General features: G+C 67.8%; 26 protein-coding genes and 1 pseudogene. 22 read left to right on the plus strand and 5 right to left on the minus strand.

Annotated elements, in window-relative coordinates:
* Positions 1-143: 143 nt before the first annotated feature.
* Complete coding sequence (ectB, locus tag NA10_RS08455) at positions 144-1,406, plus strand: diaminobutyrate--2-oxoglutarate transaminase (RefSeq protein WP_067565586.1); 1,263 nt, start codon at positions 144-146, stop codon at positions 1,404-1,406.
* Between the two features lie 99 nt (positions 1,407-1,505).
* Here the strand turns inward: ectB and NA10_RS38120 are convergent, their stop codons facing one another.
* On the minus strand, positions 1,506-3,578 hold the full coding sequence (locus tag NA10_RS38120) for a serine/threonine-protein kinase (protein WP_067565588.1): 2,073 nt from the start codon (positions 3,576-3,578) through the stop codon (positions 1,506-1,508).
* A gap of 157 nt (positions 3,579-3,735) precedes the next feature.
* Here NA10_RS38120 and NA10_RS08465 point away from each other — a divergent pair, with 157 nt between their 5' ends.
* Genes NA10_RS08465 through NA10_RS08480 form a run of 4 tightly spaced genes read left to right on the plus strand, consistent with a single transcriptional unit; the run spans position 3,736 to position 7,462 of the window.
* Positions 3,736-4,578, plus strand: coding sequence for an ABC transporter permease (locus NA10_RS08465; protein ID WP_084514433.1), 843 nt, complete (start codon positions 3,736-3,738; stop codon positions 4,576-4,578).
* Entirely contained in the window at positions 4,551-5,315 is a 765-nt protein-coding gene (locus tag NA10_RS08470; protein ID WP_067565594.1) for an ABC transporter ATP-binding protein, read from the plus strand. The genes NA10_RS08465 and NA10_RS08470 overlap by 28 nt, the downstream gene beginning before the upstream one ends.
* The gene (locus NA10_RS08475) at positions 5,312-6,307 is read left to right on the plus strand and encodes an ABC transporter substrate-binding protein (RefSeq protein ID WP_174562488.1); all 996 of its coding nucleotides are present in this window, start codon (positions 5,312-5,314) and stop codon (positions 6,305-6,307) included. Before NA10_RS08470 ends, NA10_RS08475 begins: the two co-directional genes overlap by 4 nt.
* A gap of 9 nt (positions 6,308-6,316) precedes the next feature.
* Positions 6,317-7,462 carry an LLM class flavin-dependent oxidoreductase gene (locus NA10_RS08480; protein ID WP_067565597.1) on the plus strand — a complete coding sequence of 382 codons (1,146 nt, stop codon included), beginning with the start codon at positions 6,317-6,319 and terminating at the stop codon, positions 7,460-7,462.
* On the opposite strand, the gene NA10_RS08485 is transcribed toward NA10_RS08480, so the two are convergent.
* Complete coding sequence (locus NA10_RS08485; protein ID WP_067565600.1) at positions 7,459-8,739, minus strand: oxygenase MpaB family protein; 1,281 nt, start codon at positions 8,737-8,739, stop codon at positions 7,459-7,461. The two genes, NA10_RS08480 and NA10_RS08485, sit on opposite strands and share 4 nt — an antisense overlap.
* Positions 8,740-8,800: 61 nt before the next feature.
* Between NA10_RS08485 and NA10_RS08490 the strand changes: the two genes are divergently transcribed.
* From NA10_RS08490 to NA10_RS08500, 3 genes are all read left to right on the plus strand, one after another.
* Positions 8,801-9,415 (plus strand): TetR/AcrR family transcriptional regulator, encoded by a 615-nt coding sequence (locus NA10_RS08490; RefSeq protein WP_067565603.1) that lies wholly within the window; start codon positions 8,801-8,803, stop codon positions 9,413-9,415.
* Positions 9,416-9,447: 32 nt separating this feature from the next.
* Positions 9,448-10,356: a LysR family transcriptional regulator gene (locus tag NA10_RS08495; protein ID WP_067565605.1), complete on the plus strand. Its 909-nt coding sequence runs from the start codon at positions 9,448-9,450 to the stop codon at positions 10,354-10,356.
* A 98-nt stretch (positions 10,357-10,454) separates the two neighbouring features.
* Positions 10,455-10,739, plus strand: a complete 285-nt coding sequence (locus tag NA10_RS08500; protein WP_157556223.1) for a hypothetical protein — start codon at positions 10,455-10,457, stop codon at positions 10,737-10,739.
* 20 nt (positions 10,740-10,759) lie between these two features.
* Here NA10_RS08500 and NA10_RS08505 read toward each other — a convergent pair whose 3' ends face one another.
* Positions 10,760-11,329: a hypothetical protein gene (locus NA10_RS08505; RefSeq protein ID WP_169812549.1), complete on the minus strand. Its 570-nt coding sequence runs from the start codon at positions 11,327-11,329 to the stop codon at positions 10,760-10,762.
* Positions 11,330-11,669: 340 nt separating this feature from the next.
* On the opposite strand from NA10_RS08505, the gene NA10_RS08510 reads away from it, so the two are divergent.
* From NA10_RS08510 to NA10_RS08520, 3 genes are all read left to right on the plus strand, one after another.
* On the plus strand, positions 11,670-12,080 hold the full coding sequence (locus NA10_RS08510; RefSeq protein WP_067565611.1) for a hypothetical protein: 411 nt from the start codon (positions 11,670-11,672) through the stop codon (positions 12,078-12,080).
* Positions 12,081-12,223: 143 nt separating this feature from the next.
* The gene (locus tag NA10_RS08515; RefSeq protein ID WP_067565614.1) at positions 12,224-12,997 is read left to right on the plus strand and encodes an ANTAR domain-containing protein; all 774 of its coding nucleotides are present in this window, start codon (positions 12,224-12,226) and stop codon (positions 12,995-12,997) included.
* A 59-nt stretch (positions 12,998-13,056) separates the two neighbouring features.
* Complete coding sequence (locus tag NA10_RS08520; protein ID WP_067565617.1) at positions 13,057-13,794, plus strand: GAF and ANTAR domain-containing protein; 738 nt, start codon at positions 13,057-13,059, stop codon at positions 13,792-13,794.
* Positions 13,795-14,018: 224 nt separating this feature from the next.
* Here the strand turns inward: NA10_RS08520 and NA10_RS08525 are convergent, their stop codons facing one another.
* Positions 14,019-14,372: a hypothetical protein gene (locus NA10_RS08525; RefSeq protein ID WP_157556225.1), complete on the minus strand. Its 354-nt coding sequence runs from the start codon at positions 14,370-14,372 to the stop codon at positions 14,019-14,021.
* Positions 14,373-14,735: 363 nt separating this feature from the next.
* On the opposite strand from NA10_RS08525, the gene NA10_RS08530 reads away from it, so the two are divergent.
* Positions 14,736-15,143: a hypothetical protein gene (locus NA10_RS08530; protein WP_067565624.1), complete on the plus strand. Its 408-nt coding sequence runs from the start codon at positions 14,736-14,738 to the stop codon at positions 15,141-15,143.
* Positions 15,144-15,218: 75 nt separating this feature from the next.
* Positions 15,219-15,875, plus strand: a complete 657-nt coding sequence (locus tag NA10_RS08535; protein WP_245677099.1) for a TetR/AcrR family transcriptional regulator — start codon at positions 15,219-15,221, stop codon at positions 15,873-15,875.
* Here the strand turns inward: NA10_RS08535 and NA10_RS08540 are convergent.
* Positions 15,872-16,453 carry a TetR/AcrR family transcriptional regulator gene (locus tag NA10_RS08540; protein WP_067565627.1) on the minus strand — a complete coding sequence of 194 codons (582 nt, stop codon included), beginning with the start codon at positions 16,451-16,453 and terminating at the stop codon, positions 15,872-15,874. The two genes, NA10_RS08535 and NA10_RS08540, sit on opposite strands and share 4 nt — an antisense overlap.
* An 85-nt stretch (positions 16,454-16,538) precedes the next feature.
* On the opposite strand from NA10_RS08540, the gene NA10_RS08545 reads away from it, so the two are divergent.
* The 9 genes and pseudogenes from NA10_RS08545 (at position 16,539) to NA10_RS08580 (ending at position 24,545) form a co-directional block, all read left to right on the plus strand.
* Complete coding sequence (locus tag NA10_RS08545; protein ID WP_067565629.1) at positions 16,539-17,582, plus strand: beta-ketoacyl-ACP synthase III; 1,044 nt, start codon at positions 16,539-16,541, stop codon at positions 17,580-17,582.
* A 13-nt stretch (positions 17,583-17,595) separates the two neighbouring features.
* On the plus strand, positions 17,596-18,138 hold the full coding sequence (locus NA10_RS08550) for a YaeQ family protein (RefSeq protein ID WP_067565632.1): 543 nt from the start codon (positions 17,596-17,598) through the stop codon (positions 18,136-18,138).
* A gap of 367 nt (positions 18,139-18,505) precedes the next feature.
* Complete coding sequence (locus tag NA10_RS08555; protein WP_067565635.1) at positions 18,506-19,219, plus strand: GntR family transcriptional regulator; 714 nt, start codon at positions 18,506-18,508, stop codon at positions 19,217-19,219.
* Positions 19,220-19,222: 3 nt separating this feature from the next.
* A pseudogene (locus tag NA10_RS08560) lies at positions 19,223-19,735 on the plus strand (biotin carboxylase N-terminal domain-containing protein); the annotation flags it as partial.
* A gap of 65 nt (positions 19,736-19,800) precedes the next feature.
* Positions 19,801-19,917, plus strand: a complete 117-nt coding sequence (locus NA10_RS38550; protein WP_245677100.1) for a biotin/lipoyl-containing protein — start codon at positions 19,801-19,803, stop codon at positions 19,915-19,917.
* On the plus strand, positions 19,918-21,645 hold the full coding sequence (gene atzF, locus NA10_RS08565; protein WP_067565641.1) for an allophanate hydrolase: 1,728 nt from the start codon (positions 19,918-19,920) through the stop codon (positions 21,643-21,645).
* Between the two features lie 67 nt (positions 21,646-21,712).
* A complete protein-coding gene (locus NA10_RS08570; protein ID WP_084514434.1) occupies positions 21,713-22,768 on the plus strand; it encodes an ABC transporter substrate-binding protein in 1,056 nt (351 codons plus the stop codon).
* Positions 22,765-23,787 (plus strand): FecCD family ABC transporter permease, encoded by a 1,023-nt coding sequence (locus NA10_RS08575; RefSeq protein WP_067565644.1) that lies wholly within the window; start codon positions 22,765-22,767, stop codon positions 23,785-23,787. Before NA10_RS08570 ends, NA10_RS08575 begins: the two co-directional genes overlap by 4 nt.
* Entirely contained in the window at positions 23,784-24,545 is a 762-nt protein-coding gene (locus NA10_RS08580; RefSeq protein WP_067565647.1) for an ABC transporter ATP-binding protein, read from the plus strand. Before NA10_RS08575 ends, NA10_RS08580 begins: the two co-directional genes overlap by 4 nt.
* The last annotated feature ends 63 nt before the right edge of the window (positions 24,546-24,608 follow it).

Consider the following 24,608-nt stretch of genomic DNA (forward strand, 5'->3'; position numbering starts at 1 on the left):
TGCGCGTTATGCTCGCGGGTATCCGGACGAGACGGCTGTCACTTCGTGGCCGTTTGCCCGGATTAACCGAAAACCCTCCGCCGCGGTATCGGTCAATGGTAGAAACATCCCTGTTTCACTTTGCTCCGACGCTAGGACGATCGATGACCGTGGCCGAGACGACTGTTTTCGAGACCCTCGAATCCAACGTGCGCGGTTACTGCCGATCCTGGCCCACGGTCTTCGAGACCGCGCGCGGCTCCTGGCTCACCGATGAGAACGGCAAGGAGTACCTGGACTTCTTCGCCGGGGCCGGATCGCTGAACTACGGGCATAACAATCCCGTGCTCAAGCGGGCGCTCATCGACTATCTGATGAACGACGGCATCACCCACGGCCTGGATATGTCGACCGTGGCCAAACGCCGCCTGCTGGAGACCATTCGGGACGTGCTGCTCGTCCCGCGCGGGCTGGAGTACAAGGTGCAGTTCCCGGGACCGACCGGCGCCAATGCCGTCGAGGCCGCGCTGAAGCTGGCGCGCAAGATCACCGGGCGCACCTCGATCCTGAACTTCACCAACGCTTTCCACGGTATGACGCTGGGCGCGCTGTCGGTCACCGGCAATGCCGCCAAGCGCGCCGGGGCGGGCGTCCCGCTGGTGCACGCCACCCCGATGCCCTACGACGGGTATCTCGACGGGCTGGACGAACTCGCCTGGATGCGCCGGGTACTCGATGACAGCTCCTCGGGCCTGGACAAGCCCGCCGCCGTCATCGTGGAGACCGTGCAGGGTGAGGGCGGGGTGAATGTCGCCCGCGCCGAATGGCTGCGCGCGCTCGCCGATTTGTGTTCCGCGCGCGGGATCCTGCTCATCGTCGATGATGTGCAGATGGGCTGCGGCCGCACCGGACCGTTCTTCTCCTTCGAGGTCGCGGGCATCAACCCGGATATCGTCACGCTATCGAAATCCATTGGCGGCTACGGACTTCCGATGGCCCTGGTGCTCATGAAGCCGGATCTGGACCAGTGGTCCCCGGGTGAGCACAATGGCACCTTCCGGGGCAATAACGCCGCCTTCATCACCGGTGAGGTCGCACTGACCCACTACTGGTCCGACAACCGCATGGAGCTGGACACCCTGGCCAAAGGGGAGCGGATCCGGCAGCACCTCACCACGCTGACCACCGATTTCCAGGGCATCTCCACCCGCGGTCGCGGCATGGTGCACGGGCTGGTGTTCGACGAGGCGTCCCAGGCCGCGAAAGTCTGCCGGATCGCCTTCGAACTCGGTCTGCTGGTGGAGACCTCGGGCTCCACGGACGAGGTCGTGAAACTGCTGCCCCCGCTCACCGCCACCGAGGACGAGATCGGCCACGGTCTCGGCATCCTCACCCGCGCGGTGGAGATCGTGCGCGACGCCCACTAGCGGCGCACCCCAAGAACGTCGTCACCGCCCACACCGGTGCCGACCCGATGCCGGGCTCCCAGCTGCGGAGGGAGCCCGGCATCACTTATCCCGGCGTGCTCAGCCGAGTTTGCGCAGGAACCACTCCAGCAGCTGCTGTTCGTCTTTCGGGCCCAGGTGCGGATCGTCCGGCGGCAGGGTGCAGAAGATGCCCGCGGTATGGAATTCGTCCGGTAGCGACAGAATGCACTGGCGGCCCGGTTCACTCGGGTCCGCGTAGCAGTAGAAGCGCCCGACCAGCGTGCCCTTCTGCCGCCACACGCTGTCCGGTTGATCGCCCCCGCCGCAGGCATGACCCTTCAACAGTGTCAGATCCTGTTGATACAGCAGCGTCGCCTTGGTCCGATCCGCGAAACCGATGAAGGCCGAGAGCGGATAGCCGTTCGCGTTCACGCACTCCACCGAGGCGTTCGCCGCCGAACCCGAGGGCAATTCGGCATGGCGGCAATTGCCCGCCTGCCATTCCTGGCCGACATTGGCGAAGATGGCGCGGTCGGCGGGGGAGAAGTCATCCGGATCGCGCGCATTGTCGGCGGCCCGGAACTGCCAATCCTCGCGCAGCGCTTCCCAATCGCGGATCGGCTGATCGGCCACATCGTCCCAGAGGTACATGGCCATGGCCGGAATCTCCTCATTGGTGACGATGAAGGCGGGTTTGGGCGCGGGACCGATCGTGGTATTGGTGTAGCAGGCCCGGCGGCCCACCTCCTTGCCATCGCGGGTGGAGGGCGCGTCCTGCCCCGGCGGATCGCCCGGGCAGGCGGTGAGCTGGGTGACATCCAGGACCGAGGTGTAGTACTCGTGTAATTTGTCGGCATCTCGAAAGCGCCACAGCCGGACTCCGGGATTGCCCGCGTCGTAATCGATTCCGCAGGACAGGATGGCGATGCTGTACTCGTCGGGATCCTCGTGCACGCAGTTCGCCCGATTGAAGGCGGGGCGCTGGGTGAAGGCCAGCAGATCGACATCGTCCTTGGTCAGCGCCGAAGCGTCGGGGATCGGATGGCCCGCGCGAAATGGTCGAGCGAGCGCCCATCCCATGAAACCGAGTGCCGCCACCAGGGCGATGACGGCGGCCAGGGCAGCGATCCGCCGGGGTCCGCCCCGATGCCGCGCCGCCTCGGACCCGGTCACGGCGTGCGGTTCGGGACCGCCCGGAGGTGTCGCGGGTCCGGTGTCGTCCGGCACATCGCTCACTGCGGTCGGCTCGTCCGTCGAATCCTGTACCGGCGAATCCTGTACCGGCGCAGCGGTTTGCGTCTGGTCATCGAGGGTGAGCTCGCCCGCTTCGGCGGGTGTGGTGAGCGCCGCCCGTGCGGCCGCCGCCAAAGCACCCGCGCTCGCGGTGCGTTTGGCCGGATTCTTGGCCATGCCCCGCGCGACCACGGTATCGAACGCGGCCGACACCGTGGGCCGGACCTGACTCGGGCGCGGTACCGGATCGAACAGGTGCGCGCGCATGATCTGGGGATCGGTATCGCCGATGAACGGCCTTGTCCCGGTGAGGCATTCGAACAGCACACAGGCCAACGCGTAGACATCCGCGGCGGGCGTCAGCTCCCGGGAGGCGAAGCGTTCGGGGGCCATGTACCCGTAGGAGCCCACCGCCGAACCATCCCCGGTGAGCGTGGAATCGGTGGCGGACTGGGCTATTCCGAAGTCCACCAGATAGGCGAAGCCCGCGTGGGTGATGAGGATGTTGTCCGGCTTGACATCCCGGTGCAGCAGCCCGTCGGCATGCGCGGCGTCCAATGCGGCGGCGACCTGGCCGACAATCTCCACCGTGCGCTCGGCGGTGAGGGAACCGCTGCGCCGCAACAACTCTCGCAGACTCTCACCGTCGACCAGGCGCATATCGATGAACAGATGCCCGTCGATCTCGCCGTAGTCGTGGATCGGAATGACATGCGCCTCGCGCAGCCGTGCCGCCGCATGCGACTCGCGTTGAAACCGCTGCCGATACACCGGGTCCTGCGCCAGGCGCGCGGGCAGCACCTTGATGGCGACGGTCCGGTCCTTGACGGTGTCGTAGCCCTGATACACCTCGCCCATCCCGCCGCGCCCGATCAACCTGTCCAGCCGGTACGGGCCGAACCGGGATCCGACGGTGAGCGGGTGATGCGGACTGGTCATTGCGCCCCTCGGCTCCTGCTCGCGAATCCATTGTGGCAGTCAGTGGATCCGGTGATCAAAGAATCACACGGATTCCAACCGGTGACGAGCCGTGCGCGGGGCGGCAGTCTCGAACGAGGCGATCGGAGGGCTCGGTCGCCCGGTCCCCGTCCCCCCAATGCCCGAGGTGCTTGTCGTGTCTTCAGTTGCCGTGCAGGCCAGGCCCTTTGCCGCCCGGCCACGCCTGGTACGCCTGCCGAGCGTGCCGATTTCCTGGGTCCGGTTGATCAGTCCGGTACTGCTGGTGGTGCTGTGGCAGCTCGCCTCGGCCACCGGTGTGCTGTCCGAACGACTGCTGGCCTCGCCGGTCACCGTGGTGAAAACGGCCGGTGACCTGATCGCCGACGGCACCCTCATCGATGCCCTGACCGTGTCGTTGCAACGCGCGGCGTTCGGCTTCGCCATCGGCGCGGTCGCCGGTATCGCGCTGGCGCTGGCTGCCGGATTGAGCCGGGTGGGCGAGAGCCTGCTCGACCCCATTCTGCAGATGCTGCGCACCCTGCCGTTCTACGGGCTGATCCCGCTGTTCATCCTGTGGTTCGGGATCGGTGAACTGCCCAAGATCGTGCTGGTGGCCTTCGGTGTGGCGATTCCGCTGTACCTCAATACCTTCGCCGGCATTCGCAGCGTGGACGGCAAACTCGCCGAGGTCGCGCAGGTGCAACAGCTCGGACGGGCCGCGCTCATCCGGCATATCGTGCTGCCGGGCGCGCTGCCGCAGGTGCTGGTCGGCCTGCGCCAATCGCTCGGTGTGGCCTGGCTGGCGCTGATCGTCGCCGAGCAGGTGAATGCCGATGCCGGGCTCGGCTATCTGATCAACAACGCGCGCGAATTCCTGCGCACCGACGTGATCGTGGTCGGCCTGCTCGTCTACAGCGTGCTCGGCCTGCTCACCGACGCGTTCGTCCGGCTCATCGAGAGGAGGGCCCTGGTATGGCGACGCGGCTTCCTGGCACGGTGACCCCGCCCGCGGCGACCGCGCCCGAAACGGCACTCCCCGCCGCGCGAGTACGCGGTCTGGTCAAGGACTTCGGCGAGCGGCGCGTGCTGCACGGCATCGATCTGGATATTCGGCGCGGTGAATTCGTGGCCCTGCTCGGCCGCAGCGGCTCCGGGAAATCGACGCTGCTGCGCGCACTGGCCGGACTCGACGGCGAGACGGCGGGCGAGCTCACCGTCCCCGGTGCGGTGGCCGTCGCCTTCCAGGAGCCGCGACTGGTGCCGTGGAAGCGGGTGCTGGCGAATCTGACCCTCGGGCTGCGACAGGCGAATCCGAAGGAGGCGGCCCGCGCCGCCCTGGCCGAGGTCGGGCTCAGCGACCGCGCCGATGCCTGGCCGCTCACCCTGTCCGGCGGTGAGGCCCAGCGCGCGTCGCTGGCCCGCGCCCTGGTCCGGGAACCGGATCTGCTGCTGCTCGACGAACCCTTCAGCGCCCTGGATGCCCTGACCCGCATCACCATTCACAATCTGGTGCTGGAGCTGTGGGCCAGACATCGGCCCGGCGTCCTGCTGGTCACCCACGATGTGGACGAGGCGCTGCTGCTCGCCGATCGCGCCCTGGTGCTGGCCGATGGCCGCATCGCGCGGGAACTGCGCATCGAGCTGCCGCGCCCTCGCCGCCGCGAACACCCCGAATTCCTCGCCCTGCGTGCGAGTCTGCTCGCCGAACTCGGCGTGACCCCGGAAGGAACCACATGATCACCCGACGCCTCTTCGCCGCCCTCGCGGTCACCGCAGCCCTGGCGACCGCGGCCTGCGGGAGCGGCGACGACAACACCAAGGGCGTGAACGCGGATGGCTCCGTGGATCTTTCGCAGGTGACCCTGCACATCGGCGATCAGAAGGGGCAGGCGCTACAGGCCCTGCTCGAGGTATCCGGTGAGGGTAAGAACCTGCCCTACAACCTGGAATGGTCCACCTTCACCGCCGGACCGCCGATTCTCGAGGCCATCAATGCCGGATCGGTGGATCTGGGTGGTGTCGGCAATGCCCCGCCGGTCTTCGCGGCGGCCGCCAAATCGCAGATCAAGATTGTCGCCAGCTACTCCAGCGGGCTCACCGGACAGGCGATCCTGGTGCCCAAGGATTCCACGCTGAAAGATCCGAAGGACTTGCGCGGCAAGAAGATCGCGGTCACCAAGGGCAGTTCGGCGCATCAGCATCTGCTGAGCGTGCTGGCCAAGAACGGCCTCACCTTCGCCGATATCGAACCGCAGTACCTACAGCCCGCCGATGCGCTGGCGGCGCTGTCCACCGGCCGGGTGGATGCCTGGGCGGTGTGGGACCCCTATGTGGCGCAGGCGGAAAAGGACGGCAATCGGCCGCTGGTGACCGGCGAGGGGTACATCCGCGGTGACGCCTTCTACGTGGCGGGCACCAAAACCCTTGCCAACAAGGCAAGTTCGGCGGCGCTGCGCGATCTGCTGACCCGCATCCAGCGCGCGCACGCCTGGATCAAGTCGAATCCGGAGACCTGGGCCAAGCAGTCGGCCGAGATCACCGGCGTGCCCTACGACGTCACCCTGGTCGCGGTGAAACGCGCTTCCTACCAGCATCATCCGCTCGACGACGCGACCATTGCCGAGGAGCAGTCCGTGGCCGATGCCTTCACCGCCGCGAATCTCATCCCCGGCAAGGTGAACATCACCGATTTCGTCGACACCCGTTTCAATGACCGCTTCAACTCCTGAGGACATCGAATGAGCCTGTCTTTCCATTGGTTCCTGCCCACCTCCGGGGATTCGCGCGGCCTGGTCGTCGGCGGGCACGGTACGCCCATGTCCGGTGACCGCCCGGCCTCGCTGCACTATCTGAATCAGATCGCGGCGGCCTCGGAGACGAACGGTTTCGAGGCGGTGCTCACGCCCACCGGCTCCTGGTGCGAGGACGCCTGGCTCACCACCGCCATGCTGGCGGGGACCACCGAATCGCTGAAATTCCTTGTCGCGCTGCGGCCCGGACTGATGAGCCCCACCCTGGCCGCGCAGATGGCGGGCACCTTCCAGCGGCATTCGCGGGGACGACTGCTCCTGAATGTGGTGACCGGCGGCGAACCGGCCGAACAGGCGGCCTTCGGCGACTTCGCGGACAAGGAGGCCCGGTACGCGCGCACCGGGGAATTCCTGCACGTGGTCAAATCGCTGTGGCAGTCACACGAACCGTTCTCCTTCGCGGGCGAACACCTCCGGGTCGAGAACGCACTGCTGTCCAATCATCCCGATCCGATTCCGCCGATCTTCTTCGGCGGCTCCTCCGCACCGGCCGGACCGGTCGCCGCGCAGTACGCCGACACCTATCTCACCTGGGGTGAGCCGGTGCTGGCGGTGAGCCGCAAACTGGAGTGGATTCGCGGGCTCGCGGTGGATTACGGCCGAAAGCTGGACTACGGCTTGCGGATTCATGTCATCACCCGCGATACCTCGGAGGAGGCGTGGGCGGTCGCGGACAAGCTGCTCGCCGGTATCGACCCCGCCGATATCGAACGCGTGCAGGCCGCGCTGGGACGCAGCGAATCCGAGGGCCAGCGCCGTATGTCGGAGTTGCACGGCGGCAGCGTAGATCGCCTCGAGATCGCCCCCAACCTGTGGGCGGGCGTCGGTCTGGTGCGCGGCGGCGCGGGCACGGCACTGGTCGGCTCGCACGAAGAGGTCGCCGAACGACTGCTCGAATACGCCAAGGTCGGCATCAAGCACTTCGTGCTCTCGGGCTACCCGCACCTGGAGGAGGCGTACTGGTTCGGTGAGGGCGTGCTGCCCATCCTGGAGCGAAAGGGCCTGTGGCAGCATCCCACTCGCCGTCCGTCCGCACCCGCCTCGATTCCGTTCGCGGGCGCGTCCAGCAGCTAACGCCGGAACTCCTGCACCGGCTCGAACTCCGCGTCCCGGTCGCCGACCTCATTGCGATACCAGCGCTCCCGGCGATGGCGTTGCACCCGGTCGGCGACCGTGTCCAGACCGGGGACGGTGCGGCGCAGGGTTTCCGCGCCGAAGACCAGGGGTGCCTGCGCGATCGGATGCAGCACCCAGGGGAATCTGCGCGGCATCCGGTGCCGGGCATAGGTCGCCGGTGGCAGCCAGAATCCGGTGTAGCCGATCTGGATCCGGTAGTTGAATTCGTCCCGAACACGTTTGGGCCACGGGGTATTCGGCTTCGGTGCGAAGGCGGGCAGATAGGACTCCACCAACTCCTCGCCATCCGCGCCCGCCGTGTGGGCGCGCTTGACGAAGGCTGCGAACATGAGCCGCACCGACTCCCGGAAATCGCGCGGATACCACGGCGGCTGCACACCCAGCAGGTGACCGACGTAGCGCCAGAAGTGCAGCGTCGCTTCGATTTCCCGGATCGTGGTCTGATGGCCCACGCTCCACAGCGCCAGTCCCGGCACCACACTGCCGCCCATCAGGGTGAGGGTGGCGTCGCCGACGCTGATCGGCACACCCCAGGCGGCGGTATCCCATTCGGGCCGCCGCATGAGTTTGCGGCGAATGAAGACGTGCATGATGCGCACCCGCATGGCGGTCTGCCTGCCGCGCGCGCCGGGTTCCAGACCGCCCGGATCCGATACGTCGATCCAGAAGCGCACGGTCTCCAACTGCCGTTTATGCGCCTTGTCCCCGGCGTAACCGCCGGCGTACGACAGCGGTTTGGCGATCGAGCTCTCCGAGTACATCTCCAGGGTGCTGGTGGTGGCGAAGCTGAAAACCGAAGTGCCCCAGCGGCGGAACACCCGGGCGCCGGTGGTGACCAGTTCCGGGTCCAGCCACGGCGGGGGCGTCTCGAACTCCTGGAACAGCCGGATCAGGGTGGGCGGTGCTTCCGGAACCGAGTCGATGCCGTGCGCCAGTGCCCGATCCAACATGGCCCGGCCCGCCTTCGGCCCGAGTGCGCCCAGGTACACCTCGTCGACGAAGGCTTCGGCGACGGGGTCGGCCTCGTAGTAGGCGGCGGCGAAGCGGCGCACCAGATCGTCGTCGGGTTGGGGATCGAAGCCGAACACGCCGCGCCAGATCCGCCGCAGGCGCTGTACCCGGGGATCGTCGCGGCGCTCCCAGTATCGGAATTCGGTCGGAATTCGGTCCGGCGCACCGGTTTCGATGGCCGCCGGAACCTTCTCGCGAGTCATGTCCCGAGCGTAAAGTGAGCTGGTGCTCGCTTACTACTCACTTCCGCGGTAGGGATCGACGATGCCTGAAACACGCGCTGCCCAGCGACATAAGCCGAGCCAGGCGCGGGCCAGGGAGACCCGGGAGCGGATTCTCGACTCCGCCGCTCAGCTTTTCAGTGCGCACGGCATGGCCGAGGTCTCCACGAATCGTATTGCCGCGCACGCGCATATGAGCATCGGAGCGCTCTACCGGTACTTCGACGACAAGGCCGCCATCGCCGAGGTCCTGCGTGCCCGCCTGCTCGCCGAACTCGAGGAGTGTTTCACCGCCGCGGTGATCGGCAGCCTCGGCCTACCGGTCCGCGAATCGGTAGCCACCAGCTTGCGGATCATTATGGGCGCACTGGTCGACCGCCGGCATCTGGTGCGCGCGCTGGCCGCCGACGCCACCGTCGAGGGAATCGGATTCGGCGGCCTGGAGCGCAGACTGCTGCTGTTGACCCGTGCCTATCTGCTGCAACAGCTGGGTCCGCTGCCCGATGACGAGCTCGATATCAAGGCGTTCGTCATGGTCAATGCCGGGTTGGCCGCCAGTCTGCGGATCGCGCTGCAACCACCGGCGGGCCTGGATGTCGACGGGGTGATCTCCGAGACCGCGACCATGCTGGGGGAGTGGCTCGGTGCCCGTTCGTAGCGGTGGATTAGCCGCAGGCATAGGGTGGGTCTATGCCACTGTCCCCCCGGGTGCCCGACCTCGCCGCGCTGGACCTGCTGCTGTCGGTGATCGAGTTGGGCAGTCTGGGCCGCGCGGCCAAGGCGCACGGGATCAGCCAGCCATCGGCCAGTTCGCGGATTCGATACCTGGAGCAGCTGGTCGGGGTGCCGGTACTGGAGCGGACCACCCTGGGATCCCGGGCCACGGCGGCGGGGGCATTGATCGCGGAGTGGGCGCGCGATGTGGTGGAGGCGGCCGCGCGCCTGGACGCGGGCATCGAGACCCTGCGCGAGCAGCGGGATTCGCGATTGCGGGTGGCCGCCAGCCAGACAGTCGCGGAGTATCTGTTCCCGAAATGGCTGATGGCGCTGCGAACCCGGATGCCGGAGATGGCCCTGGCCCTCGAGTCCGGGAATTCCGCGGAGGTGGCCCGGGCGGTGCTGGACGGGCGCGCGGGCATCGGATTCGTGGAGAGTCCGGTGGTGCCCGGGGAGTTGGAGACCCATATCGTGGCGCGGGACCGCCTGGTCGTGGTGGTGCCGCCGGGGCACCGCTGGGCACGCGGGCGGGCCATCACCGCCGAGGAGCTGGCGCGCACCCCGCTGATCTATCGCGAACCCGGCTCGGGCACCCGAATCTCCTTCGAACGGGCTATGACTCGCGTTGTGCCGGAGTGGCGGCCGAGCGTGGTGCTCGAGCTGTCCTCCACCACCGCCATCAAGACCGCGGTGGCCGAGGGCGTCGGACCGGCGGTGCTGAGTTCGCTCGCGGTGGCGGGTGAGCTCGCCGAGGGCACGCTGGTGTCCCCCGAAGTGACCGGTCTGGATCTCGAGCGGGATCTGCGCGCGGTCTGGCCCAAGGGGCAGCGCCTCACCGGACCGGCTCGAGACCTCTACAGCATCGCTGGTCGCCCCGCGTAACACCGGTTCTCCTACCGGGCGTTCCCCTCCGGCGTGCCGCGAAGGCTCAAGTGCGCCAACGCCTCACACGCCACGCGGGAACGGGTTATGGTCACGACATGGTGCGATCAGCCGTCGCCGCCGACCCGGATGAGCCAGATGATCCGGCGTCTGCTCAGCGTCCTCATCTCGAGGTGGTGCCCGGGGAGCCCGGGGCGGAGTCACCTCCCGCGGCGGACGCCGAGCCGCCGCAACCGCCGCTGGGTGAGAATCCCCTGAAAGCGGCCGATATCGCGCGACTACCGGCGGCGGCAAGGCATCGCATTGCCGCCTTCATTCACCTGCAGATCGCCGCGCTCGAGGAGATGCCGGAACCGCTGCCCGGCAGCGATCCGAATCCCTAACCGGCGCAGCGACGTTCGAACTAGGCGCAGAAGTAGCAGATCCCGTTCGCGGGCAACTGGATGAAACACTCCTGACACAGCGCCTCACGCACCGGTTCCGGCTTGGGCTCGGACTGCGGTGTGGCGATTGTCATTCGACGCTTGGCCGCCACCTTCGGAGTGAGCGGCGGCACACCGCCATCGGCCGGAATCGCGGCCCCGTAGAACTGGTAGCACTGCCAACGGGCATAGGCGGCGTGCAATTCCAGATCCTCCGGAATCGGCAGCCCCGCCAATTCGAGCACATATTTATAGGCATCGCCCACGGTGTGGTTCTGCCGCACGCACAGCGCCGACAGCGGCGGTTCGCCCGCGCCGTGACAGCGCCGCGCCACCTTGCGCAGAATGGCGTCCATCCAGGTGCGCGTCGGGGCCTTGGTGTGCACGCCGGACACTTCCTGCACGCGTTCGGCCAGCTCGTTCACGGTGACGAAATGTCCATACCCGGTTGCGGTTTCGGCCAACTCGGCATGCGCTGCCAGCGCCCACGCCACGGTTGCCTCCCGGAACGGCACCGCGGTGCCGTCACCCGCCCGCCATGCTCCTGCCATCGTGGTTACGGAATCCTTCATCACCTGTCCAAGTTATCGCGTCGACTGCCGAACAATCCAATGGCCTCCCGGGCCGCGGCCGGATCGGTCGTGGTGTATCGACCGCGATTCGGATGCGCGCGGCGGCGGTCTGCGATATCTCAGCGCATACCGACCGGTGTGGGGTGAGTTTGTTTGTGCGGCAACGAGTTTTACGTCGGCCCACATACTACCGCGATAGACTGGTTTCGGTTCGGTCCGACCCGACCCGTGGAATACCAACGGCTCCGGTGCCCGGACTGTACCGCTCCAGACCCCGGCGGTTCGACATGCTTGATCGAGCCTGCCCTGAGGGGGCGTGATGCACGGCACCGCGAATTCCGGTGATTCGAATTCCGAGAACGCCGGGGGAGACGATTTCCGGCAGTGGACCGTGGTGGCCGTCGTCCTCGATGCCGACCGCGTCGGTCTGCTGCCCATCGGCATGGTGATGGCCGCCGATCTGGACCTGGCCGCCGCGCAGGTCCGTGATCGGCTGCCCGCACCCGATGGCAGACCCGGCGCGCATTACCTGGTCGCGTCGCCGTGCACGCTGGAGGTGGATATGCGCGTCGGTCGGGTGATCACCGTGCCGCAGCTGACCTGGGTCAATCGCATGCACTGGGGCGAGGACGTCTGGAACGCCACCGAATGGGTGCCCGCCGAGGGCGGTCTGCGCCTGCTCGACCCGCAACGCTGGCACGCCACCCAGCGCCGTAGGGCGGGGCTCTGAGCGGCGTCCGCCCGAACGTCCCCGATGGTTCGCCGCGACTGACCTAAAGTGGCGCGAGTACACCACGGTTCAGCCGCTGTGATGCGGGAACGCGGACGGGAGCGGGCGATGGTAGACAGCGGGCGTGTCCCCGGTGAGTCCGCGTGAACCCGACGCACACCGCCGTCTCCCGATTCTTGGCCACCCTGCGCGAACTCGGCTCGGATGCCGATTCCGCGCCCGTGCACGGAGAGCGCCTGTGCGCCGCTGTCATTCGGGTACTGCCGGTCGACGAGGCAGCACTCACTCTCGCCATGCCGGACAACCGGTGGGAGGTGCTCGGTGCGGTGGGCGGCGCTGCCATCCGGCTCGCCGATGCCGAGGCCGTGGTGGGCGAGGGTCCCGGCCCGGAGGCGCATGGGGCGGGCAGTCCGGTGCGCGTACCGGACTTCGGGCGTGCCGTGGCCGGTGGTCGCTGGCCGCTGCTGGCACAGTGGGATCGGCTGCCCGAGTCACTCGGATCCATCTGCTCGGTTCCCCTGCGCCTGGGCGCGATCCGAGTCGGGTTCCTCGACCTGATCGATGCGGACGCCCTTCTCGACGATGTCCAGTCCTATACCGATGCCGTCCGCATCGCCGATGTGATCACCACCGTGCTGCTGGCCGCCCTGACCCCGTCCCCGCGCAATGGCATCCACGACCTCAATGGGCTCGCGCTGGGACCGTGGTGGGAGCAGTCCGTTTCCGCGCGCCAGATCCACCAGGCGACCGGAATGGTTGCCGTACAACTGGATTCGACCGCGGCCGTCGCCTATGCGAGGCTGGTCGGACATGCCTTCGCCACCGGAGCGACCCTCGCCGAGATCGCCGCCGCCGTTGTCGCGCGCCGATTGCGCTTTCCGTCCGAACACGACCCCGACCCGGAACCGGTGTCCTAGCGCCGACGCGTGCGGACGAATCGGCCCATAGGATCGAAGAGAGAAGAGGTGAGTGCAGGATGGCAGGTCGAGACCGAGCGCTGACCACCGCGCTGGTGCGGATGGTGGACACCCTGGTCGTGGACTACGACCCGGTCGAGCTGACCCAGGAGCTCGTCGACACCAGCGTCGATCTGCTGCCCGCCGATGCCGCCGGCCTGCTGCTGGCGGACGCGCACGGCGAACTCCAGGTCTTCGCCTCGACTTCCGAGGAGACCCGGCTGCTGGAGTTGCTCCAGGTGGAGTCCGCCGCCGGACCCTGTCTCGAGGCGTACCGGACCGGGGAGCAGGTGCTGGTCGCTGATCTCGAGCGCGGTACGCAGCGCTGGCCCGCATTCGCCGAGCGCGCTGCCCAGGAGGGTTTCCACGGTGTCTGCGCGCTGCCGCTGCGGCTGCGCAACGATCGCATCGGGGCCTTGAATCTGTTCACCACGCGCGCGGACGCGCTCGGTATGGACGATGTGCGCATCGGGCAGGCGCTGGCGGACTTCGCGACCATCGGCATCGTGCACGCCCGCATCCTGGCCGATTCGATGACCGTGAACGATCAGCTCAATGCCGCGCTGAACAGCCGCGTCGTCATCGAACAGGCGAAGGGCATGCTCGCCGAACGCGCCCGGCTCGATATGGATGCTGCGTTCGGGGCGATGCGCAAATACGCCCGCGATACCAATCAGCGGCTGGCCGATGTCTCGCGTGCGCTGGTGGACCGGGAGATCCAACTCGAGACCATCCTCGCGCACCGGGTCCGCAAGTGAGCTCCGGCTCGCGCCGAGGGTTCATTGTGGATGCCTCGCGGGAGCGCCGGGGGTAGAATGCGAACAGCACGTCGATACGCTCCGGACCCCGGTGGTCGATCTGCGCACGGCAGGAAATCCCCTGCTGTTGACGCGAAACTCGGAGCGGCGCAATGTACTTCCGAAATTGCAATCGTGCTTGCCTGTGTACGAACAGAACCCGGGGCGCGGCTTCGAGCGGTGCGTCAGTGCAGGCGTTTCCGCGATGCGGTGTGGCTGATCCGCAGTTCGGTCCCCACGAACCGGTCCCCGGCGATCGCGAGCATGACGCGGCTGGCGTCATGGATGAGCAGATCCAGCTCCACGATAGCCTCGGACACCGCGACTCCGGCGGCACGTACCTGAGCCGGACTCGATTCTCTGCGGTGGAAAACCGCCCGCAGCTCGCGCAACTCCACGCCGATGTCGAACAACTGGCGCACCAGTCGCTCGCTGGATTCGGCGAAAGTTGCCGTCCCCGTGGGGAAATTTGTCTTCGAATCGGTTCCGGTGGGCGGCGGCTCCGGCGCACCCGGGTGGGACACTCCAGGGTCGGACATTTCGATCTCCTGGGTTGATCGCGCGAAATCCCGAGCGACGCTAAGGAACTCGGCGCGAAAGTAATTCCGAGTCTACGCCTGCTCGAGCCTCGCGTTCGGAGTCGTACAGGCTTTCACTACTCCATTATCGAATGGGAGTTCACCCAATGGTGGGTATAGGGCTGGAGCAGGCCGTGATCGCGGCGACGGCGCGGTCGATGGCGCGGGATGTTTCCGTATCGCGAGCATCGAATACCGACCGGTGGGAAGTTGGCTGGAATTCCATGAGTTTACTTGTGCGGCAAAGAATTTTACATTGCACGACGTACTGTCGCTATAAGATCGGAGCTGCCCGGTTCGGTTCGGATCCGCCCAGGGGTCGTGATGAACAGTAGCGAAAACACCGGCGGCAGTACGAGATCGGATCGTCTGCTCATCGAGGACGACATCGGTGACCCCTACCGGCAGTGGACGGTGGTCGCGGTCGCCGTCGAGGCGGACCGCGTCGGACTGCTACCCATCGGCACGGTGGTGGCCGCGGACCTGGAACTCGCCGCGGGCCAACTCTGCGACCGGGTGCCCGAACCCGATTCGGTCACCGGCGCGCCCTATCTGGTCGCCTCGTCCAGCGTGCTGGAGATGGATCGGGATGCGGGCAGGGCGGTCCCGGTCCCGCAGGCCAGCTGGGTGAATCGCGTGCAGTGGGCCGGGAACGGCTGGTCGCCGGGGCGATGGGTGCCCGCCGCCGGCGGATTGGGCAGGCTCGAACCGCGGCGATGGCGCACCGCATAGCACGCGGAGTGCCCCATCCTCTATACAGGTGGAGGCCGCGCTCCGGCGGCATCGCAGAGGAAGGGGCACCGCGCGATGGCACGTGGCACCGGCGCGGGAAGTCCGGGCGTGCAGCCGACCGCCGCCCTTGACAAGTCCGGGCGGCGCGCGGCGATCTGCGGGGCGGCGCTGGATCTGGCGGCGGCGGGCGGTAATCGGGCCATTACCCATCACGCCATCGACGACCTGCTCGGCATCGCACGGGGATCGACCTCGTACTACTACCGGACTCGGCAGGAGCTGTTGCGGGCGGCGGTGATTCATCTCGCGGCCACCTCGCGGGCGGCCTTCCGGGTCGCGCTGGACTCGGGTGATCGGCGGGCTTGGGCCCCACCGTCGATCGATGCCGCGGCCGAGCTGATGGCCGGGCAGGTGGATCTGCTGCTGGGCGCGCGCCGGCGGGACGCGCTCGCGCGCTATGCCCTGGCCGCCGATACCGCCGGGGACCAGACGCTCCGGACCGAGCTCGCGGTCTGCCTCTTCTCGCTGCCCGCCGCGACCGCGCTGATGGCGGACCTCGGCGCCGCCGATCCCGGGCAGGCCGCACACGATGTGATCAGTCTGCTCGAGGGCCTGCTCTTCGATCGCCTGCACGGTCATCGCGCACTGCTCGGCCTCGAGGCCGGGACGCCCGCCAGTCTGGCGGATCTGCGTGGCCCGCTGCGTCTTTGGCTGGCGCGGGCGGTCCGCTAATCCGCCTTCAGATGATGGCGTAGCAGCACCGCGAGTTGAATGCGCGCGTCATCGAAGGGATGACCGGATTTGAGCGCGCGGCTCTGCACGATCGCGCCCTCGATCACCGACAGCAACAGTCCGGAGAGCGAAGACGCCGTGGCGCGTTCGATGCCCGCCGCGACGAGTCCGTCCGCGAGCCGGGCCGTCCATTCGGCGAAGGCCTGCCCGGCCGTGGACTGCACCGACGGATCGAGTTCGTCCAGCGCCGCGGCCATCATGAAGGATCCGGCGCGGTAATCGCTGGTCTCCAGTCCCACGCGCCAGAAGGCGAGCAGATCGTCCAGCCACCGTTCAGCCGAGGGTGCGCCGGGCAGGGCATCGGCCATCCGGCTGACGTGCTGGTACACCACCCGGGACACGATTTTCGCCGCCGTCTCCACCAGTTCGCCCTTGCCCGAGGGGAAGTGCTGATAGAGCGAATTGCGTGAGGCATTGCTGCGCTTGAGCAGTTCACTCAGTCCCGCCGCGTGCACGCCGTGTTCCTGCACCGTCGCGATGGTGCTCGCGATCAATCGAGCACGCGGTCCCGCCGTCATGGAACTCCTCCGACCCTTGCTTGAACCGATCGGTCCATGTTAAACCTATCCATGTGAACCGATCGGTTCATGTCGAGAGGAAGTCATGCCCGCGCAGATCGCCACCGCACCGCCGGTAACCCACGCCACCACCCTTGGCCTCGGCGTATACCGCCCCCGTCGGATCGTCCCCAATGCCGAGATCGTCGACCGCATCGACTCCTCGGACGAATGGATTCGCACCCGCTCCGGAATCGAGGCGCGCCGCTGGGCGCAGGACGACGAGACCATCGTCGCCATGAGCACCGCCGCGGCCCGCGAGGCGCTCACCGCCGCGAACATCCCGGCCGAGCAGATCGACGCCGTCATCCTGGCGACCTCGTCGCAGATGGTGCTCGGCCCGTCGGCGGGCGCGGTCGTCGCCACCGAACTGGGCATGCACGACACCGCGGCCTTCGACGTCTCCGCGGGCTGTGCGGGCTTCTGCTACGCGCTGGCCAATGCCGCGAATCTGGTGCGCGCCGGACAGGCGCGGCATGTGCTGGTCATCGGCGTGGAGCGGCTCTCGGATCTGCTCGATCCCACCGATCGCACCTGTGCGTTCATCTTCGCGGACGGTGCGGGCGCGGTGGTCGTGGGACCGTCCGAGGTCGAGGGCATCGGCCCGGTCGCCTGGGGTTCGGACGGCAGCCAGACCTCGGCCATCAAGCAGGACAAGGACTTCGCGCAGTACTTCGCCGAGGTCGCTGCGGCCGAGGCCAGCGGCGGCAGCACCGAGCGACCCTATATCCGGATGAACGGCACCGCCGTATTCCGCTGGGCCGTAACGTTTTTGGAGAAGGCGTGCCGCGATGCCCTGGACCGCTCCGGGGTGTCGGTCGACCAGCTGGACGCGTTCGTTCCGCATCAGGCCAACAGTCGCATCACCGACGCTCTCACCCGCGCGCTGCATATGCCCGATTCGGTCGCCATCGCCCGCGATATCGCCGAGAGCGGCAATACCAGTGCGGCCTCCATCCCCATGGCCATGGAGCAGCTGTTGCGCTCGGGCGCGGCCAAGCCGGGCGATACCGCCCTGCTGCTGGGCTTCGGCGCGGGTCTGGCCTACGCCGGTCAGGTGGTGACGCTCCCGGCCATCACCGCCGGTTAAGCTGCTCCCCACTATGGCCCTCAGCGCAACCATGCACACCTTCGCCATCCAGCTCGCCGATATCGATCGCGGGGTCTACCAGGATCTGGAATTGCGGGTGGCCCGGCATCCGTCGGAGTCGGCCGAATTCATGGTGACCCGGCTGCTGGCGTATCTGCTCGAATATGAGGAGGGCATCACCTTCAGCGAGGGCGGGGTCTCGGCCACCGATGAACCCGCGGTGCTGGTGCGCGATCTCACCGGGCGGATCACCGCCTGGATCGAGATCGGCGCACCCGATGCCGAGCGGGTGCATCGCGGCAGCAAGCTGGCCGGGCGCGCCGCCATCTACACGCACCGCGATCCGGTGAAGGTGCTGGCGCAGTTGGCGGGCAAGAAGATTCACCGGGCCGAGGCCATCCCGCTCTACAGCTTCGACCGGGAATTCATCGATTCGGTTGTGGCGGTGCTGGATCGGCGCAATACCGCCTCACTCTCGATCACCGAGCGGGTGCTGTACCTCGATATCAATGACGCCAGTCTGCGCGGATCGGTGGCGGAGCAGCCGATCGGATAGGCGATCCGGTCGGCGAGACCGCGGAAATGCCCAGATCGTAGGCGGATTCGGCATGTTCGGCCTCATCGATGCCGGTCACCTCGGCCTCATGGTCGACGCGGAATCCGATGGTCGTGTGGACGAGCCGCGCCGGGAGTGCCGGATTCGGTTGTCGGCGTGGAGTAGTCGAAGCGCAGTACGCCCACCCGGTTGTTCAGCGGAATGTCCGCGAGTGCCTTAGCGGTCGGAATAGTCGCCGGACCCAGCCTTTTCTCGCACAGGGCAATCCGGCCCGCCGCGGCCGGAGGGGGCGGCGGTGAGGTCTTGCTAACCCAGTGGTTACGTACTGTGATCGCGTGGAAATGGCTGGTCCATAGCGTATTCAGGCATGTCGACACCCTTGGGTACACGGTCGGACACCGGGGGCGGGCATTTGCGCGACACGGTGTACGGCATCCTGCGTGACGAGCTCATGAACGGGCAGATCAAGTTCGGGCAGCGGCTCACCGAGCCGAAAGTGTCCGGGCGGTTCGGGATTTCGCGGACCCCGGCGCGGGAGGCGCTGGCCATGCTGTGCTCGGACGGGCTGCTGCGGCGCGAGGACATCGGGTTCAGTCCGGTGCGGCCCAGCATTCCGATGATCCGCGATCTGTACGAGCTGCGAATCACCTTGGAGCTGGCCGGAATTCAGCGAGTGATGGACAATCCCGAGCTGCGGCATGATCACGAACTGCTGCGACTGGAGCGGGACCGGTGGCTCGCGCTGCGCGATGATCCACCCGCGCAGGAGCCCGGATTCGTGGTGGTGGACGAGGAGTTCCATATCGCGCTGCTGTCGGCCTCGGGCAATGGTGAGCTGGTGCGGACGCTGGCCTCGATCAATGCCCGGATCCGGCATGTGCGGATGTACGACTTCATGGTCAACAACCGGGTCGAGGTGACCATCGAGGAACACCTCGCGATTCTGGAAGCCGTGCTCGCCGAGGATCTGCCGCGCGCACTCGTACTGCTGCACCGGCATATCGGCGAATCCCTCGATGTCGTGCTCGATCGGGTCACCCGGGCGATTGTCGCCATGTCCATGGCAAGCGAACAGGAGTAGCCGGTGAGCTCGAACTTCGACACCGTGCTGATCGCCAATCGCGGTGAGATCGCCTGCCGGATCATGCGCAGTGCACAGGCCCTCGGCTTGAAAACCGTTGCGGTGTACTCCGATGCGGACCTGGGCGCGGCACATGTGCGCATGGCCGATGCCGCGATCCGCCTGGGTCCGGGACCGGCGGCGCAGTCCTATCTGCGCGCGGACCTGGTGATCCAGGCCGCCCTGGCCTCGGGTGCGGGCGCCATTCATCCCGGCTACGGATTCCTTTCCGAGAACGCCGATTTCGCGGAGTCGGTGGCGGCGGCCGGACTGGCATTCGTCGGCCCGCGCCCGGAGCAACTGCGGGTATTCGGTGACAAGCACACCGCGCGAGAGGCGGCCCGCGCCGTGGGCGTCCCACTGGTGCCGGGCAGCGGAATCCTGGAATCGGTCGACCACGCGATCGCCGAGGCCGAGCTGATCGGCTACCCGGTCATGGTGAAAGCCGTTGGCGGCGGCGGTGGTATCGGTATGCAGGGCGCATCGACATCACCCCCGGCGCCAGACTCACCGAGGGAGACCCCGTTGCCGTCCTGGAAGCCATGAAACTCGAACTGCCCGTGCCCAGTCCGGCCACCGGCACCGTCCTGAAGGTGCTCGCCGCACCCGGTGCCACCGTGGAACCCGGAACCCCTCTCGCCGTGATCGGAGTCGACTGAATGAATGCCCACCAGACCGATAGCGGTGCGAGCCCCTCACCCTCCGCGCGCGTCGCGGCCGCCTACGCGCGGATCGCCGAGACCGATCGGCCGGAAGTGTGGATCACCCTGCGGGATGAGGCCGAGGTGCTGGCCGAGGCCGCCGCACTCGAAGAACGCCTTGCCGGTGGAGCGGAGTTGCCGCTGGCCGGACTGCTGGTCGCGGTCAAGGACAATATCGATGTCGCCGGACTGCCCACGACGGCGGCGTGTCCCGAATTCGCTTACATGCCACAGGAAACCGCGTCCGCGATAGCGCGGCTGGTCGACGCCGGGGCCATTGTGCTCGGTAAGACCAATCTCGATCAGTTCGCCACCGGGCTGGTCGGCACCCGCAGCCCCTACGGCGCGGTCCGCAATGCGCTCCATCCCGAGCTCATCTCGGGTGGCTCCTCCTCCGGCTCGGCGGTCGCCGTCGCGCTGGGTATCGCTGATATCGGAATCGGCACGGACACAGCGGGTTCCGGGCGCGTACCCGCCGCCTTCAACGGGCTGGTCGGGATCAAGGCCACCCTGGGAATCATCCCCGCGCACGGCGTGGTGCCCGCCTGCGCCGACTATGACGCGGTGACCGTCTTCGGCGCGGATCTCGATCTCGCCACCCGGGCGGCCGCCATCATGGCCGGACCCGAACCGCGCGATCCACGCAGCCGCACCTGGCCCGCGACTGTGCGGTTCGCCGCCGCGCAGTCGCCGCGACTGGCGATTCCCGTGCCCGCCAACCTGACTCCGCTCAGCCCGGCCTATCGGGAGGCGTTCGACAAGACCGTCGCCGCGACGCTGGAGGCCGGATTCAAGATCGATAACGTGGATATCGCCCCGCTGCTCGACGCCGCGCTGCTGCTCTACGACGGTGCGATCGTCGCCGAGCGGTACGCGGCCGTCGGGGCGTTCCTGGACGGTCGGCCCGCCGGGGCCGATCCCACTGTGACAGCGATTATCTCGGCCGCCGAGCTGCCCAGCGGGCATGCCTTCGCCGCGGATCTCACCACGCTGGCGCGGGCTCGATCGGCCGCGCTGCGCCTGCTCGAATCCATCGACGCGCTGCTGCTGCCCACCACCACCGAGCACCCGACTCTCGCCGCGGTGCAAGCGGATCCGATCGGGATCAACCGGCGGCTGGGCACCTACACCAATTTCTGCAATCTGCTCGATCTCGCGGCCGTGGCGATTCCCGGTGCGACCACCGCCGGCGGCGCGCCCTTCGGCGTCATGCTCGTCGTGCCCGCCTTCGGCGACCAGGTGGCCATCGATCTCGCGGCGCGGCTCCAAAGTGACTCCGCCACACCGCTACTCGTCGAGTCCGGGGTCGAATTGGCGGTCTTCGGGGCGCACCTGCGTGACCAGCCGCTGCACTGGCAGCTGGAGGAGCTCGGGGCGCGCTTCGCGGGATCCATCCGCACCACCGACACCTACCGCCTGACCGCCATGGACACCACGCCGCCCAAGCCGGGCCTGGTGCGCACCGCGCCGGGGCAGGGTGCGCCGATCGTCGGCGAACTGTTCCGGCTCTCCGAAGCGGGGCTCGGCCGGTTCCTGGCCGCCCTGCCCGCGCCGATGGCATTGACCGCCGTCGAACTCGAGGACGGGCGCACGGTGGTCGGCTTCACCGCGACCCATGACGCGACCGCCGCCGCGGTGGACATCACCGAATACGGTGGCTGGAAGGCATATCTGAGCGCCCGTTGAGCCGGTGGAGAGAGCGGCGTCGGCTTGCTGCGGCGTCGCTATCCTTCCGATTGGTACGGTTCTGGGCATGACGACGAAGCTCTCGATGCGGCTGCTCTCCGCGTTCGGACTGGTTTGCTGCCTCGTCGCCGGTCTCACCGCCTGCGGCAAGTCCTCCTCCACGACCGAGGTGGGCGACGGTGGCGCCTCGGATCGGCCCGGGCGCACCGCCTATCCGTTCACGCTCGACAACTGCGGCGTCAAGGTCACCTTCGACAAAGCGCCCACCCGCGCGGTGTCGCTGTACCAGGCTTCCACCGAGATCCTGCTGTCGCTGGGTCTGGCCGATCGCATGGTGGGCACCTCGACCTGGTTCGATCCGGTGCTGCCGAACCTGGCGGCCGACAATGCCAAGGTGCCGCGGCTGGCCGACAATGATCCCTCGTTCGAGGCGGTGCTGGCCACCGAACCGGATCTCGTGAGCTCGGCCAGCGCGCACACCTTCACCTCCGCCGTCGTCGCGGAACGCTCGCGGTTCGCGCAGCTCGGCATCGCGACGTATCAGTCGCCGTCGGTCTGCACCGGGGCCACCGTCGAGGGCGAAACCGTCACTCGCACAGCGCCGCTGGCGGTCGACACGCTGTTTCAGGAGATCACCGAGCTGGCTCGGATCTTCGATGTGCAGGAGCGCGGTGCACAGGTGGTCGCCGATCTGAAGGGGCGTTTGGCGGCGGCGAAGAAGGATGCGCACCGCACACCCGAACCGACGGTCGCCTTCTGGTTCTCCGGTGTCAAGACGCCATACCTGGCCGGATGCTGTTCTGCACCGGGGATGTACGCGCGCGAGGCGGGGGCTCGCAATGTCTTCGCCGGACAGCGGGAGGACTGGCCCGAGATCAGCTGGGAGGCCGTCATCGCCGGTGATCCGGATGTGCTGGTGCTGGCCGACCTCAGCCGCCAGCGCATCGACGGGGATGCGCTCACCACGAAGATCCAGTTCCTGGAATCGAATCCGGCGACCAAGCAGATGCGCGCCGTGCAGGGGAAGCGCTATGTCGTCATGACCGGTTCGGAGTTGGATCCCGGTATTCGCGAGATCGACGCCATCGAGAAGCTGTCGGCCGGTCTCACCGCGGCGCGTTGACCGTCTCCCGGCGTGCGGTCCTGCCGATTTGCGTGGGCTGCGCTGTGCTGCTGGTCATTTCGATCGCGATCACGGTGTCCATCGGCCCCGCGAACATCTCCCTGCGCGATGTCTACGGCGTGATCGGCGGTCACCTCGGCCTGGGAACCGCCCCGGCCGGACGCCTGGCCGACGGCATCGTCTGGCAACTGCGGCTGCCGCGGGCGGTACTGGCCGCGATCTGCGGCGCGGGGCTCGCACTGTGCGGCGCGATTCTGCAATCGCTGCTTCGCAATCCGCTCGCCGACCCCTTCGTGCTGGGCGTCTCCTCCGGGGCCTCCGCCGGGGCGGTATCGGTCGCGGTGCTGGGCGTCGGAGCCGGAGCCGTGACCCTGTCCGGCGGCGCGTTCGCGGGCGCGGTCCTGTCCTTCGCCCTCACGCTCGCCCTCGCGTACGGCGCGGGCGGCACCCCCGACCGGGTAATCCTCGCGGGCGTGGCCTGCACCCAGTTGTTCTCCGCCGCAACCTCTTTGATTGTGCTGTGGTCCGCCAACGCCGAACAAACCCGCGGCGTTCTGTTCTGGCTGTTGGGCTCCCTGGCCGGTGCCACCTGGAGCGATGTCACCGCCTGCGGCCTGGTCTTCGCTCTCGGAGGCGTGATCTGCCTCTGGTACGCACCGACTCTCGACGCCTTCGCCTTCGGTCCCGACGCCGCCGCGGGGCTGGGCATGGCGGTCACCCGTACCCGCGTCATCCTCCTCCTGATCACCGCCCTGGTGACCGCGGCCCTTGTAAGCGCCGCCGGCGCAATCGGTTTCGTCGGCCTCGTGCTGCCCCACGCCGCCCGCTTCCTGGTCGGCCCCGCCCACGCCCGGCTCCTGCCCGTCACGGTCCTGATCGGCGCGGTCTTCATGGTCTGGGCGGATACCATTGCCCGCAGTGCGTTCGGAGCCAGAGAAGTCCCGGTCGGTGTCGTCACCGCTCTCCTGGGCGTCCCCGCCTTCGCCCTGCTGTTGGCCCGCCGCAGGCGGCTCGCATGACCCTGCGCGCCCTCGACATCTCCTGGACCCGCTCCGGCCGCCTGGTCCTGGACGGCGTAACCCTCACCCCCGCACCGGGATCCACGGTGGGTCTGCTGGGCCCCAACGGTTCCGGCAAGTCCTCCCTGCTCCGTCTCATGGCCGGTCTCGACCATCCCGACTCCGGCCGAATCCTGCTGGACGACACCAATATCCACGACATCCGCCGCAGGCGGGTGGCACGCCGCATAGCCCTGGTAGGCCAACACGCCGACACCGACCTGGACCTCACCGTCCACGACGTGGTCCACCTCGGCCGTATCCCGCACCGCACCCTCTTCGGCACCGACCCCACCGCCGACACCTCTGCCATCACTCAGGCCCTCACCGCAACCGGCCTCTCCCACAAGGCATCCGCCCCCTGGCACACCCTCTCCGGCGGCGAACGCCAGCGCACCCTCATAGCCGGCGCCCTGGCCCAACAACCCCGAGAACTCCTCCTGGACGAGCCGACCAATCACCTCGACATAGCCCACCAACTCGAAATCCTCACCCTCGTCCACTCCCTCCCGGTCACCGCGATCCTGGCCCTGCACGACCTGAACCTCGCCGCCATGTTCTGCGACACCCTCCTGGTCCTCCACGAAGGCCGAGTAGTGGCAACGGGCACCCCCGCCCAAGTCCTCACCGAATCCCTGATCTCCGAGGTCTACAAAGTCCGCAGCCAGGTAACCACCACCCCCGCGGGGCACCCCTCAGTCCTCTTTCTCCGCAACTGATTTCAGCTTCGGCTGTGGACTGCTTATCGGCCGAACGGCAGGCCGCCCACCCGGGTAAGAAGT

Origin of the sequence: Nocardia acidivorans NBRC 108247 (assembly GCF_001625085.1) — a bacterium.
GTDB classification, from domain to species: Bacteria; Actinomycetota; Actinomycetes; order Mycobacteriales; family Mycobacteriaceae; genus Nocardia; species Nocardia acidivorans.